The 12341-nt window shown below is 56.3% G+C and carries 12 protein-coding genes; 7 read left to right on the forward strand and 5 right to left on the reverse strand.

Features of this window, described 5'->3' with window-relative positions; translation table 11 throughout:
• The first annotated feature begins 202 nt into the window (after positions 1-202).
• A complete protein-coding gene (locus HUF19_RS17995) occupies positions 203-1642 on the forward strand; it encodes an EAL domain-containing protein (protein WP_260997866.1) in 1440 nt (479 codons plus the stop codon).
• Here HUF19_RS17995 and HUF19_RS18000 read toward each other — a convergent pair.
• Both HUF19_RS18000 and HUF19_RS18005 read right to left on the reverse strand, forming a co-directional pair.
• The gene (locus HUF19_RS18000; RefSeq protein ID WP_260997867.1) at positions 1624-1788 is read right to left on the reverse strand and encodes a hypothetical protein; all 165 of its coding nucleotides are present in this window, start codon (positions 1786-1788) and stop codon (positions 1624-1626) included. The two genes, HUF19_RS17995 and HUF19_RS18000, sit on opposite strands and share 19 nt — an antisense overlap.
• A gap of 86 nt (positions 1789-1874) precedes the next feature.
• On the reverse strand, positions 1875-3389 hold the full coding sequence (locus tag HUF19_RS18005) for a YifB family Mg chelatase-like AAA ATPase (RefSeq protein WP_260997868.1): 1515 nt from the start codon (positions 3387-3389) through the stop codon (positions 1875-1877).
• A 142-nt stretch (positions 3390-3531) separates the two neighbouring features.
• Between HUF19_RS18005 and HUF19_RS18010 the strand changes: the two genes are divergently transcribed.
• Together HUF19_RS18010 and HUF19_RS18015 are read left to right on the forward strand one after the other, a co-directional pair.
• Positions 3532-6204 (forward strand): S8 family serine peptidase, encoded by a 2673-nt coding sequence (locus HUF19_RS18010; protein ID WP_260997869.1) that lies wholly within the window; start codon positions 3532-3534, stop codon positions 6202-6204.
• An 88-nt stretch (positions 6205-6292) separates the two neighbouring features.
• Positions 6293-6709 carry a hypothetical protein gene (locus HUF19_RS18015; RefSeq protein WP_260997870.1) on the forward strand — a complete coding sequence of 139 codons (417 nt, stop codon included), beginning with the start codon at positions 6293-6295 and terminating at the stop codon, positions 6707-6709.
• A gap of 7 nt (positions 6710-6716) precedes the next feature.
• Here the strand turns inward: HUF19_RS18015 and HUF19_RS18020 are convergent, their stop codons facing one another.
• Positions 6717-7340 carry an SCO family protein gene (locus HUF19_RS18020; protein ID WP_260997871.1) on the reverse strand — a complete coding sequence of 208 codons (624 nt, stop codon included), beginning with the start codon at positions 7338-7340 and terminating at the stop codon, positions 6717-6719.
• A gap of 62 nt (positions 7341-7402) precedes the next feature.
• Between HUF19_RS18020 and HUF19_RS18025 the strand changes: the two genes are divergently transcribed.
• Together HUF19_RS18025 and HUF19_RS18030 are read left to right on the forward strand one after the other, a co-directional pair.
• Positions 7403-8731, forward strand: a complete 1329-nt coding sequence (locus HUF19_RS18025; RefSeq protein WP_260997872.1) for an MATE family efflux transporter — start codon at positions 7403-7405, stop codon at positions 8729-8731.
• Positions 8732-8941: 210 nt separating this feature from the next.
• On the forward strand, positions 8942-9583 hold the full coding sequence (locus HUF19_RS18030) for a hypothetical protein (protein WP_260997873.1): 642 nt from the start codon (positions 8942-8944) through the stop codon (positions 9581-9583).
• A 6-nt stretch (positions 9584-9589) separates the two neighbouring features.
• Here HUF19_RS18030 and HUF19_RS18035 read toward each other — a convergent pair whose 3' ends face one another.
• The gene (locus HUF19_RS18035) at positions 9590-10486 is read right to left on the reverse strand and encodes a LysR family transcriptional regulator (protein ID WP_260997874.1); all 897 of its coding nucleotides are present in this window, start codon (positions 10484-10486) and stop codon (positions 9590-9592) included.
• Positions 10487-10629: 143 nt separating this feature from the next.
• Between HUF19_RS18035 and HUF19_RS18040 the strand changes: the two genes are divergently transcribed.
• Positions 10630-11172 carry a cytochrome b gene (locus tag HUF19_RS18040; protein ID WP_260997875.1) on the forward strand — a complete coding sequence of 181 codons (543 nt, stop codon included), beginning with the start codon at positions 10630-10632 and terminating at the stop codon, positions 11170-11172.
• A 61-nt stretch (positions 11173-11233) separates the two neighbouring features.
• On the forward strand, positions 11234-11809 hold the full coding sequence (locus HUF19_RS18045; RefSeq protein WP_260997876.1) for a YceI family protein: 576 nt from the start codon (positions 11234-11236) through the stop codon (positions 11807-11809).
• Positions 11810-11952: 143 nt separating this feature from the next.
• Here the strand turns inward: HUF19_RS18045 and HUF19_RS18050 are convergent, their stop codons facing one another.
• Positions 11953-12231 (reverse strand): hypothetical protein, encoded by a 279-nt coding sequence (locus tag HUF19_RS18050; RefSeq protein WP_260997877.1) that lies wholly within the window; start codon positions 12229-12231, stop codon positions 11953-11955.
• Between the last annotated feature and the right edge of the window lie 110 nt (positions 12232-12341).

Raw genomic sequence — 12341 nt, forward strand, 5'->3', positions numbered from 1 at the left:
AGGTTTTATGGAATTTTCACCACACCAGTCCAGACTCAATCTGTTGATTCTGAGCACCTGCGAACAGCGCCTCGGAGACCTGCAACACTGGCTGGGCCAACATCAGAGGCCGGACGCTATGCGAACGGAATTCCGGTTCCTGAATCCGCTCTCTGCGTCTGACCTGCCCCCCTCAGGCGACGGCTGGCATGCTGCAGTACTGTTGATAGACACCTTTACAACTGCCCAGCAACAATGGCTTACCCAACTTCCGCCACACCTGCCCTGCCTGATTATTTCCACCACCAAACACCGCGATCAATTGCCTTCGTCCGGACACTGGCTGGCGCTGGATGATTTTAATCGTCAGCGTTTCTTTCAGAGTCTGGGGCCTCTGCAGCAGCAGGTACTCAGAAACATCCCGGCCCCCTTACAACACAATGAGTTTTTTACCCGCCTGCGCCAGCAGCTGAGCCAGACAGACCACGGCTATTATCTGCAGGTGCTGCAATGCCGCTGGTTACGGCATCAGCAGGATCGCGACGGCTGGCAGCAACGGGAAGATATCCAGCAGGAATTTGAACGCACCATCAGCCAGCGCGCCCCCGCCGGAGCCATTATCGGCCGCATACTGGACGATCAGCTGGTTGTGGTCAGTGATAATTACTACGAACTCCATGCCGACTGGCTGCCGCTGCAGCCGGACGATGACGCCCGTCCCTGGGTGGTGTACCACAGCTCACCGCTGTCTATCAGCGGCTTCTCTGCCCTGAGCGCAGTGTTACAGGAAGGCGTACAGCAGATTGCCCGCGAACGGCTGGTGCAGGAAGCCCAGTTCGAATGGCGCCAGCAGGACACCGGTCTGAGCCTGCTGAGCGGTATCCATCTGGCCTTGCAGCGTGATGAGTTTTACCTTGAATACCAGCCCCAGTTCGACAGCCGGACCGGTGCTCTGGTCGGGGCTGAAGCGTTAATGCGCTGGCGTCATCCGGCACTGGGCGTTATCCCGCCCACGGTGTTTATCCGCGAGGCCGAAAATGCCGGTCTGATTCAGGCACTGGGGCAGTGGGCCTTGCGTGAAACCATCAGCGCCTGGAAGCAACTGCAGGAGTTGCTGGACCAGCCGCTGCGCATGGCAGTGAATGTCTCCTTTCCGGAAATAGCCGACCCCTTTTATGCGCAACAGGTACTCGGCTTACTCGACCAGCTTGGCATGCCACCGCAGTTTCTCGAGCTGGAGCTGACCGAAACCGCCATGATACGTGACACCAGCGTATCCTTGCTGAATCTGCGCCAGCTGAAAGCCGCCGGCGTACACATTGTGCTGGATGATTTTGGCACCGGCTTCTCATCGTTATCTCATTTAAATGACCTGCCACTGACCGGCATTAAACTTGACCGGGCCTTTGTCTCACCGTTGCCCGATCACGGACCACAGAATCATATTGTTACCACCATGCTGGATCTGGCGAACCGCCTGCAACTGGAAACCACCGCTGAAGGCGTTGAGGACATTGCTTGTCTGGAGGAGATACGCAGGCTTGGCTGCGACCGTATACAGGGGTATATCTACGCCCGCCCACTGGCGCTGGGCGAACTGATTTCACAGGCGAAAAGTGGTTTCCCGCAGCATTCCGGCTTTACTCAGGGACGTTTGTTCTGAGGCGAAGGTGACGGTTCTGCGGGGCGCTCTTTCGGGCCAAAGAAGGCTTCACCATCAAAAGGGCTTTCCGTGTTTTCGTGGTAATACACCATAACCGCCACGGCCAGAGCGATGATAATCAGGAAGACAATCAGTTGTTTTACCATACCTGCGTGCTTATCCGTGGAGTTTCATCAAGTGTGGCAGGTACTGACAACAGTGCAAATAATGCACAAATCTGTAAGCCCCGATATTACCCCTGACGATAACGGTCGAGTGTGCGGTAGCTCAGCGCTTCCAGAAGATGCACGCGACCGATAGCCGGCTGGGCATCCAGATCAGCAATAGTACGGGCAATATTCAGCAGGCGGTGATAGCCCCGGGCCGACAGCTGCAGCCGCTCAATCGCCGCCAGCAGCCAGTGCTGATCGTCTTCATTCAGCACGCAGAACTGCTCACGCTGGGTGGGATTCAGTTCGGCATTGGCACAACCCTGGCGCTGTTGCTGCAGTGCCTGCGCGGCCATCACCCGTTGCTGCACCGCGGCGCTGCTCTCGCCCGGCGGCGCCTGCTGCAGTAAAGCGGTGGGAATTGGCGGTACCTCAACGTGCAGGTCGATGCGGTCAAGCAGCGGCCCCGAGGTCTGCCCCTGATAACGGCGGATCTGCTCCTGGGTGCAGTGGCAGCGTCCGGACGGATCACCAAAATAACCACAGGGACAGGGGTTCATCGCCGCAATCAGCTGAAAACGCGCCGGATAGGTAATGGAGCGGTTGGCACGACTGATAACAATACGTCCGCTTTCCAGCGGTTCGCGCAGCACATCCAGCACTTTACGGCTGAATTCCGGCAGCTCATCCAGAAACAGCACTCCGCCATGGGCCAGCGAGATTTCTCCGGGTTTGGGGGTTGTGCCGCCACCAACCAGCGCCACTCCGGAAGCGGTATGGTGGGGCGCACGAAAAGGCCTTACACGCCACTGCTCCTGCCATTGTGACGGCTGGCTGCTGATGGAATACACCGACGCCGATACCAGCGCTTCTTCTTCACTCATAGGTGGCAGAATGCCGGGCAGACGGCTGGCCAGCATGGTTTTGCCGGTGCCCGGCGGGCCGATAAACAGCAGGTTATGCTGCCCGGCGGCGGCGATTTCCAGCGCCCGCCGCGCCTGTGGCTGGCCGCGCACATCGGTTAAATCAGCCTGTTGCAGACGCCCCGCGGGGACAGCATTGCCCGCTGTTACAGCTGTCAGACTCTGTTGGCCATGCAGATAAGCGGTCACCTCCAGCAGGCTGGCGGCGCTGCGGAATTCCCCCTGCGAACACAGTGCCGCTTCGGCGGCGTTGGCAACCGGCAGCACCAGCACATGATCCGCCCGCGCGCATTGCAACGCACAGGGCAGTACACCGGGTACCGGCTGTAGTTCTCCGCCCAGACTCAGCTCGCCGATAAATTCATGGCCATCCAGAGCGGTGGCCGGAATCTGGCCGGAAGCCGCAAGAATGCCCAGCGCGATGGCCAGATCATAACGGCCACCTTCTTTTGGCAGATCGGCAGGAGACAGGTTGATGGTGATGCGCTTGGCCGGGAATTCAAACTGCGCATTCATCAGCGCGGAACGCACACGGTCTTTGCTTTCTTTAACGGCGGTTTCCGGTAATCCCACCAGACTGAGCGACGGCAGGCCACTGGACAGGTGCACCTCGACAATGACCGGCGGAGCATCAATACCCAGCTGCGCGCGGGTAAATACGCGGGCTAACGACATAAGCAATCCTTTGCTGTACGGCTGAAATCTCAGGGTAATGCAAAGTGCTGTCATTGCCTATGCATCAAAACAGCAACCTCATTGCACACAGACGCTATTTTAGACGTTAGAATGGCCTATCCCATGTCTGCCGGAATGATTCATGACCACCCGCCTCTCAAGCCCCCGCCTTTCCCTGAGCCTGTTATTGAGCCTTACCCTGAGTGCCTGTGGTGGGGATGGAGGCAGTCTTATCCCCGGTACTGACGATAATGACCCTTCCGCTCAGAGCCCCGTTTTCTCCCTGTCCGGTCGCCTGAGTATCGCCAGCGGCATTGTTACCGATTCCGATATCAACGATAAAGCCGCGCCTTTTTTTGCCAGTAACGATGATCCTGCCAAGCCGCAGCAACTGAACAACCGTGGCAGCGTACAGGGTTTCGTTTCCAGCGTTAAAACCGGTGGCAATCAGGAATATGAGCGTTTCGCAGACAGCGCCGATCAAGACGACTACTTCCGTGCCGCCCTGCAGAAAGGGCAGATATTACGTTTACAGGTTGCCGATTTTGACGCAGACAACCCACAACTGAATGATCTGGAGCTGGGGCTGTTCTCTCTCGATAACAACGGCGCCTGGAACCCGGATGGTCCCGTGCAGATGACTACCAGCTACAACGCCATTGAAGAACTTGTAGTGGCAGAAGATGGCAACTATCTGATTAACGTGACAGCGGTGAGCGGCATATCCAAATACGTACTGCAGATTCTGCCGGCCAGCAGCACAGCGCCTGCCCACGGTATGGATGATTTTGTGGCTGATGAAATCATTGTTAAAGCCAGAGCCGGCCATACGCTCAGCGCCCAGATCCGCAGCGCCAGCTTAACCACTGCGCTCAATCCTGTGGCTCTGAGCACGCTGAGTTCGGACGCAACGGCAACTGATTCAGATAAGCCGCAACTGCTCAGCATCAGACGAAACACCGCCCTGCTGAGCAGCGGCAGCACCGATGCTGACCCGCTGCTGACATTCAGCCCAACCCTGTACAACAAACGCCAGACCCTGATGGATATCAAACGCCTGCGCCAGCAGGAAGGTATCGAGTATGCCGAACCGAATTACATCCGCCGCAAGGCACAGGCTACGCCCAACGACCCGGGTTACCGCTACCAGTGGCACTACCCCGCGATTAACCTGCCACAGGCCTGGAATCTGAGCAAAGGCGACGACGTCATCGTGGCCGTGATTGATACCGGGGTTTTTCTGGACCATCCGGATCTGAGTGGTCAGTGGATTGCAGGCTATGATTTTATCGCCAGCAGAGACAGTGCGCGCGATGGTGATGGCCTTGACGACAATCCCGATGATCCGGGCGACAGCCCGTTACCCGGCGCCAGCTCCTGGCATGGCACCCATGTTGCCGGCACCATTGCCGCGCTAACCAATAACGCTATTGGTGGTGCCGGTATCGCCCCGAACGCGAAAATAATGCCGCTGCGGGTGCTGGGTAAAAATAACGGCACCTCCTACGACATCATTCAGGCTGTACGTTATGCCGCACGCCTGAGCAATGACAGCAACACGCTGCCTGCCAAAAAGGCCGATATCATCAACCTCAGCCTCGGCGGCTATAACTCATCGGCTGCAGAACAGGCTCTGTACAGCGAACTCCGTGATGCTGGCGTGATCGTTGTTGCCGCCGCCGGTAATGACGCGTCGTCTGTTCCCTTTTTCCCGGCCGCCTACCCGGAAGTGATTTCCGTCAGCGCCACCAACTATCAGGGCGCGCCGGCCAGCTACTCCAACTTTGGCAGCAGTATCAGCGTTGCCGCTCCCGGTGGTGAACTGAGTAATGACGATAATCTGGATGGCCAGAAAGATGGGGTGCTCAGCACCGTTGCCGATGACAGCAGTGGCACACGCCAACCCGGCTATAGCCTGTTCGAAGGAACATCCATGGCCAGCCCGCATGTCGCCGGGGTTATTGCGCTGATGAAATCCGCCTACCCGTCACTCTCCGCAGCCGATGTCGAGTTGCTTTTACAAAGTTGCGCTATCACCAGCAAAGCCAATAACTGCAACCGCGATAACCAGCTGGGCTATGGTCAGATTGATGCCTACCGCGCGGTCAGTGAAGCACTCCGGCTGGAAGGCGGCGGCACCCTGCCGCCACGTCCGGTAACCCTGCAATCTGTTCCGGCTGAGCTGGTGTTCGGCGCCGGTAACAGCCTGGGATTTATCCTGTCGAACGCAGGTGATGAGGAAGCTCTGACTCTCAGCGTCAGCGGTAATGCCGACTGGCTGACGATTACCCCGGGCACAACCGACAGCAAGAACTTTGGCAGCTACAACGCCAGCATTGACCGTACCGGGCTGAGCGACGGCTACTACAGCGCCACCATTACCGTCAGTGCCGGCAGCTACAGCCTGAGCATTCCGGTCTATATGCAGAACGGTGCTGTCGATATCAGTAACAGCATGACCCAGCAGTATGTGCTGCTGGAAGATGCCGACTGCATAGCCGCCGGGCGCGATAACGGCGAGTGCACGCGCAGCATCTACGCCAGAGCGGATGGCCGTTACTACTTTTATGGTATTCCGGCAGGACGCTACGCCCTGCTGGCCGGATCAGATATCGATGCCGACAACCACCTGTGTCAGACCGGCGAAACCTGTGGTGTCTATCCGGGTTCTGGCACACCGCAAATCATCGAACTGAATAGCAACCGCAGTGGCATGAATTTTATGGTCAGCCTGAACAGCAGCCTGAATAGCCAGCGCATACTGAGCCGGCCTCCCACAGAATCTGCCGAAGCTGGCAAAAGCACCGCGCCCTGAGCCTGATATCAGGAGAACCGCAGCGGTTCAGCTGCGGTTTAGCCGCCGTTCAGCATACTGACGGCTCTGTGCCCGATGGATGTCATGGATGAAACTACCGGATAACCGCCTGCAGCTTGCCGCGCTGACGCTGGTATTGCTGCTCAGCGGCTGCACCGTGTACCCCAGCAAAGTGCCGTTCGATCAGGGCTATGCCCGCTGCGAACTGGTATCACGCCAGCTGGCACTGAACTATGAGTGGCTGGAGGCGAACACACATGCCAACCTGCTACGGGGGCTGGGGGATTGTCAGCAAAGCACCGAAGTGTGCCTCGCAGCCTATGTGGTGATTGTCGGAGGCTGGACCGCCGGCAGCGCTATCGTCTCCGGCTCTGTTTATCTGGCGGGTAATACCATTCACTGGCTGGAGTATCAGGGGCGCTGCGCCGACAGCGGATTACGGCAGCTGATCAAACGCGTACAGCCGCCATTGCAATCTGCGCCCATGCAGATCAGCCGTTACTGACGGCAGGTTATTGAAGGCGGGCACTAAGCGCCTGCAGCAGCGGCACCAGACGTTGTGGATAATGCGGCGGGGCGATATAGCCACGATAAGCGCCCTGTTTATCCAGAATCACCAGATTGGCACTGTGATCCATCAGATAAGCCACACCTTCGCCGCGCTCCACCTTGCCGTACACCGCATTGAGTTCTGCCGCCAGCACGCCCAGACCAGCGGCATTACCGGTTAAACCCAGAAAACTCTTATTGAAGTACGCCATATAAGGCTGCAGAGACTGCGGACTGTCGCGTTCAGGATCGACCGACACCAGCACCACCTGCCATTGTTCGCGGATATCCGCCGGCAGCTGTTTCCAGCTGCGGCTGAGATCGGCGAGGGTGGTCGGGCAGATATCCGGGCAAAAGGTATAACCAAAAAACAGCAGCACATTGCGTCCCTGTAATTCACTCAATGCCATCCGCTGCCCATGCTGGTTAATAAAGGTCTGATCGCTCACCGCCAGCGCACGCGGAAACAGCATCAGGCCATCCTGCTGCAGCAGCTGCGTCTGTTGCCATTGCGGCGCATAAGCAACACCGGCACCGGCCAGCCATGCCGCAAGTAACAGTAAAAACAGTACAATCGCTTTTTTCATTAGTGCCAGCCCCTATACCCTATAGTGCCCCAAAATCTGAGACGCGGAGTATATCAGCCATAATGACCAGCCACGCAGCAACAGCCCCTTCTCTGGCTGCGACACAACGCCGCATCTGGATGCTGGCCTGGCCGATAATGCTCAGCAACATTACGGTGCCGCTGCTGGGTCTGGCCGACAGTGCGGTACTGGCCCACCTGCCTGATCCACAACATCTGGGGGCGGTAGCGATAGGCGCACAACTGTTTACCCTGCTGTTGTGGAGCTTCGGTTTTCTGCGCATGGGTACCACCGCGGTAACCGCCCGCGCCGCCGGTGCACAGCAGCAGGTACAGATTATTGAGAGCCTGCAACACTCTCTGTGGCTGGTACTGCCGGTCTGCCTGCTGGTAATGACCGCCGCGTTTATTGCCCTGCCGTGGCTGCTGCCGTTAATGGGCGGCAGCGATAGTGTGCAAAGCGGCGCAGCGGAGTATCTCAGTATTCGTCTGCTGTCGGCGCCGGCGGTACTGGCGCAGTATGTACTCACCGGCTGGTTTATCGGTTTGGGTAAAACCCGCATTCCGCTGCTGATTCTGACACTGGTCAACAGCCTCAATGCCGTACTGGATTATGTGCTGGTATTCCACGCCGGCATGACCAGCGATGGGGTTGCCCTGGGCAGCGTGCTGGCGGATTACAGCGGCTTAATCGCGGCGCTGTATTTTGCCCGCCGCCATGGCTTGCAATCACTGGGAATCCGCCCGCCACTGGCAACCCTGCGTCCGCTGCTGCGCATCAACCATCATCTGTTTGTGCGCACGCTGTGCCTGCTGCTGGTGTTTGCTTTCTTTACCGCTCAGGGAGCGCGCATGGGCGAACTGACACTGGCCACCAACGCCCTGCTGATTACAGCGCTGTTGCTGATATCCAATGCGCTGGATGGTTTTGCCCATGCTGCCGAAAGCCTGACCGGACACAGTCTGGGCCAGGCCGACAGCGGACAACTGCGCCAGACGCTGCTGCTCACCGGCCTGAACATGCTGGGACTGGCCGCCGCCCTGACTCTTTTGCTGTGGCTGGCAGGCCCTTATCTGCTCAGCCTGATGACCAGTCAGCCGGAGTTGCTGCCACAACTGCAGCGCTATCAGCACTACCTGTTCTGGTTGCCTTTAGTGGGGGTAGCCAGTTATTGGCTGGACGGTGTTTTTATTGGTGCACAAGCGAGCAGTGCTATGCGCAATGCTATGCTGGCTGCAGCTTTGCTGATATTTCTGCCGGTCTGGTGGCTGACCAGAGAATGGGGAAATGACGGACTGTGGTGGGCGTTCTACGCCTTCCTGCTGGCCCGGGCCTTATTTGCAGTTAACACTTTTCTGACACTGTGGAAGCGTCCACAAAATTTTGTCTGAATCGACTGGCCAGAGCGTCAAACTTTACTATACTTTCCAATGTCGACAGAAACTAGATTCGTAAACTATTGATTTTAAAAGATTTTTTAACAAATTAATTTTTAGATCAATTCCGTCTAAGTTGTGCCGTGATTTTCCATTGCGTGTGTAAAACGGAACTTATAGCTTTACCACACGTCAATCACGGCAGATTGGAAACGAGGCAAACGCATGACCATGGAAGTTATCCACCAGCAAATCCGCAATGCTATCAGCGATGAAGCCATTACCCTGCAACTGCAAAATGCCCTCAGCTCCCGTGCCGACCAGGTAGCCCGCATCGTTGACCTGCCGGAAGGCGAAGCCGCTGAAAAATTACTGGAATTTGTCATCCGTTATATCGAAGACGTGCCGCAGATGCTGCTCGATCTGCAGGCCGCCGCGCTGGAAGCTGGCTTAAGCCACTACGTCCAGCCGGTTATCCGCATGGCAACCGAGTTCTTTATTACGCCTCCTGCTGCACTCAACCATGAAGCGGGCCTTGCTGCGCTGATGGATAAAGCCTATCTGGCCCACCGTCTGCTGGAAGAAGTGAACGAAACCTATATTCACCGCGTCGGCCAACCACTGATTCCGATGGATATGACACTGTCGAATGTGATTATCCACACCCTGATCGGCGAACCTTTTGCCAACGATCTGGATCAGCTGGTCGACATTGCCGTGAAACGTCTGTTCGGCCCGCAGATGGCCTATCAGAGCCCGGAGTTCAAAGCCTTTATGAACCGTCAGGAAGCCAGCAATCTGGTACATATCTGGCGTCAGTGGCCATCCATGTCAAACGAAATGGGATTAACCAGCAACCTGCTGTGATAGCGCTCAGCCAAGCCTGTGCTGAATTTCCGGCAGGCGTTGCAGAATAAACTCCTGCAGCGCCTGCACCCGCGCACTGCGGCGCATGTCCTTGTGATACACAAACCACATCAATGACGGTTCGGCACTGAGTCCGAATTCTACCTGCTTCAGGCCTGACACACTGTCGGCCAGACGCTGCAAAGCACCAACCGGACCTATCCCCATGCCTTCCTTTACCGCCGAAAGGATGTCGTTAAAGCTGTTGCTCTGAAAGGCAATCTGGCCCGGATCGAGCTTTTCCAGCAGCTGCCTGATGCCCGATATACGCTGCTTTTCGCCGGTCGGTAATGCCCACCAATGGCGGTTGATATCGGCCATCGAACGCGGCAAACCATGGCGCTCGATATAGCTTTCAGCAGCACAATAGTGCATCTGCACCGGCAACAGCGCCCGGGCAATCAGATCGGGTTCGCGCGGCTCGGCGCCCATACGGATGGCCACATGCACATCACCACGCGCCAGGGATAACACATCATCGGTGGCAACAATCTGCACCCGGATCTGGGGAAATTCCTGGCGGAACGCATGCAACAATGGCGTAAAAAACGGTGAAAAATCAGACACTGTCGAAATACGCAAAGTACCGGAAGGTGAAGCATCCAGCGTCGACAGCGTCCCCTGCAGACGGCGCATCTCTGCGACAATCGGATGCATTTTTTCCAGCAGCAGCTGCCCTGCATCGGTCAGCCGGTAACCGCGCTGATGACGGATAAAAAGCTTATGCCCCAGTTGCTGCTCCAGCCGGTTGATGTGACGCAGCACCGTGCTGTGGTTCATACCCAGCCGTTCACCGGCACGACTCAGACTGCCCGACTCCGCCACCTGATAAGCAATGCGGATATCATCCCAGCTCGTTTCCATCGGATTCTCCGTTCATCAATGCATCTGAGTTGTGCATATTTGCACAACAGTTGTCCGATTATGCGTGTTTTTTTGCTGAACTAAAGCCGCTATGGTGGGTTCTTATCGAGATCAATTCTCAAGGGTACTCAGGGCCGGACTTTATGCTTCGCAACACTTCTTCTTCCTATGGCTGGGTAAGCATTGCCTTCCACTGGCTGATGGCGCTGGCCGTTTTCGGGCTGTTTGGCCTCGGCCTGTATATGGTTGAGCTGACCTATTACGACGCCTGGTACCGGGGTTCGCTGGATCTGCATAAAAGTGCCGGCGTCATACTGGCGCTGGCGTGGCTGTTGCGCCTGATCTGGAAGCTGCGTAACCCGCAGCCAAAGCCACTGGGCAGCAAGGTCTGGGAGCATAAGATTGCTCACCTGACGCATATTCTGCTGTATCTGCTGATGCTGGCACTGTTTATCAGTGGCTATCTGATTTCCACCGCCGATGGCCGGGCCATTGAGGTGTTCGGCTTATTTGAGTTACCCGCCACCCTGACCCACGCTAATCAGGAAGATGTCGCCGGTGTTATTCACTGGGCGCTGGCCTGGACTTTGATGCTCATTGCCGGATTGCATGCTGTGGCAGCGATCAAACATCACTGGCTGGATAAAGACAAAACACTGGTGCGGATGCTTAAGCCCGGCGCTTAAATCACTCCGTGCGACAACAGATTCAATGACAAAACCGCTTTAAAAAACCAAGGAGCGAACAATGAAAAAACTGATGCTTGCTGCCGGCCTGAGCGCCGCATTGCTGATGCCGTCCCTGTCCCAGGCAGCGACTTATAAAATTGATACCCAGGGCGCCCACGCCTTTATCCAGTTTAAGATCCAGCATCTGGGTTACAGCTGGCTGCTGGGTCGTTTCAATACTTTTGACGGTCAGTTTGAATACGATGCCAAGGCACCGGAAAAGTCAGCCATTGAAGTGACCATTGAAACCGCCAGCCTGGATTCCAATCATGCTGAACGTGACAAGCACCTGAAAGGTTCTGATTTCCTCGACGTCAGCAAATTCCCGCAGTCCACATTCAAGAGCACCGGTTTTAAATCCACCGGCGCCGGCGAAGGCGTTCTGACCGGCGATTTCACGCTGCACGGCGTCACCAAGTCGATCAGTTTTCCGGTGAAAATGATCGGTGAAGGTAAAGATCCATGGGGTGGCTACCGCGCTGGTTTTGAAGGTAAAACCACACTGAAGCTGTCTGACTACGGTATCGATTACAACCTGGGACCCGCGTCTACCAGCGTTGAGATTGGTCTGTTTATCGAAGGTATCCGTCAGTAATCACTGGCACCTGAAATAAAGCAGGCGGAAAAACAACAGGCAGAAAGCGTTACCCGCTTTCTGCCTGTTTTGTTTCAGGCGTCCCCTGTTTTTCAGACGCCCTTTGTTTTCAGGCATCTCTGTTTTTCAGGCATCTCTGGTTTTCAGGCGTCTGTTGGGCGACGACGCTTAAAGATTCCCGGCAAATTGATGACCTGCACAAAGCGGAACACCAGTACGGCATGGATCAGCGCAACAATGCTGCCAACCCCATACTGACCCGTTCCCATCATGTCCCACACCATCATCGGCAGCACCAGAATCGGAAACCAGGCCAGATAACGATAAAACACTCTTTCAAAACGCGAACCGGCATCATTGGCAGGCGTTGTTTCTGCATCTGCCTTAGCGTGACTGCGCTTATTGTTATTCTTGTCTGACATAGCCTGTACCTGTCTTCAGTTGAACCTTCAGAGGATCATATTCCGGCACACGGAACCATTAGCCGATGGTCGGAAGCCTGACGGACGAATATGCCACTTTCCGCAGCAGG

The sequence above is a fragment of the Thalassolituus hydrocarboniclasticus genome, assembly GCF_025345565.1.
GTDB classification, from domain to species: domain Bacteria; phylum Pseudomonadota; class Gammaproteobacteria; order Pseudomonadales; family Oceanobacteraceae; genus Venatoribacter; species Venatoribacter hydrocarboniclasticus.

What these genes read in the sequence shown, in the direction of transcription:
- HUF19_RS18010 (WP_260997869.1), top strand. Translation starts at nt 3,532, where the DNA reads ATGACCACCCGCCTCTCAAGCCCCCGCCTTTCCCTGAGCCTGTTATTG.
- HUF19_RS18050 (WP_260997877.1), bottom strand. Translation starts at nt 12,231, where the DNA reads ATGTCAGACAAGAATAACAATAAGCGCAGTCACGCTAAGGCAGATGCA.
- HUF19_RS18040 (WP_260997875.1), top strand. Translation starts at nt 10,630, where the DNA reads ATGCTTCGCAACACTTCTTCTTCCTATGGCTGGGTAAGCATTGCCTTC.
- HUF19_RS18035 (WP_260997874.1), bottom strand. Translation starts at nt 10,486, where the DNA reads ATGGAAACGAGCTGGGATGATATCCGCATTGCTTATCAGGTGGCGGAG.
- HUF19_RS18045 (WP_260997876.1), top strand. Translation starts at nt 11,234, where the DNA reads ATGAAAAAACTGATGCTTGCTGCCGGCCTGAGCGCCGCATTGCTGATG.
- HUF19_RS18025 (WP_260997872.1), top strand. Translation starts at nt 7,403, where the DNA reads ATGACCAGCCACGCAGCAACAGCCCCTTCTCTGGCTGCGACACAACGC.
- HUF19_RS18000 (WP_260997867.1), bottom strand. Translation starts at nt 1,788, where the DNA reads ATGGTAAAACAACTGATTGTCTTCCTGATTATCATCGCTCTGGCCGTG.
- HUF19_RS18015 (WP_260997870.1), top strand. Translation starts at nt 6,293, where the DNA reads ATGAAACTACCGGATAACCGCCTGCAGCTTGCCGCGCTGACGCTGGTA.
- HUF19_RS18030 (WP_260997873.1), top strand. Translation starts at nt 8,942, where the DNA reads ATGACCATGGAAGTTATCCACCAGCAAATCCGCAATGCTATCAGCGAT.
- HUF19_RS18005 (WP_260997868.1), bottom strand. Translation starts at nt 3,389, where the DNA reads ATGTCGTTAGCCCGCGTATTTACCCGCGCGCAGCTGGGTATTGATGCT.
- HUF19_RS18020 (WP_260997871.1), bottom strand. Translation starts at nt 7,340, where the DNA reads ATGAAAAAAGCGATTGTACTGTTTTTACTGTTACTTGCGGCATGGCTG.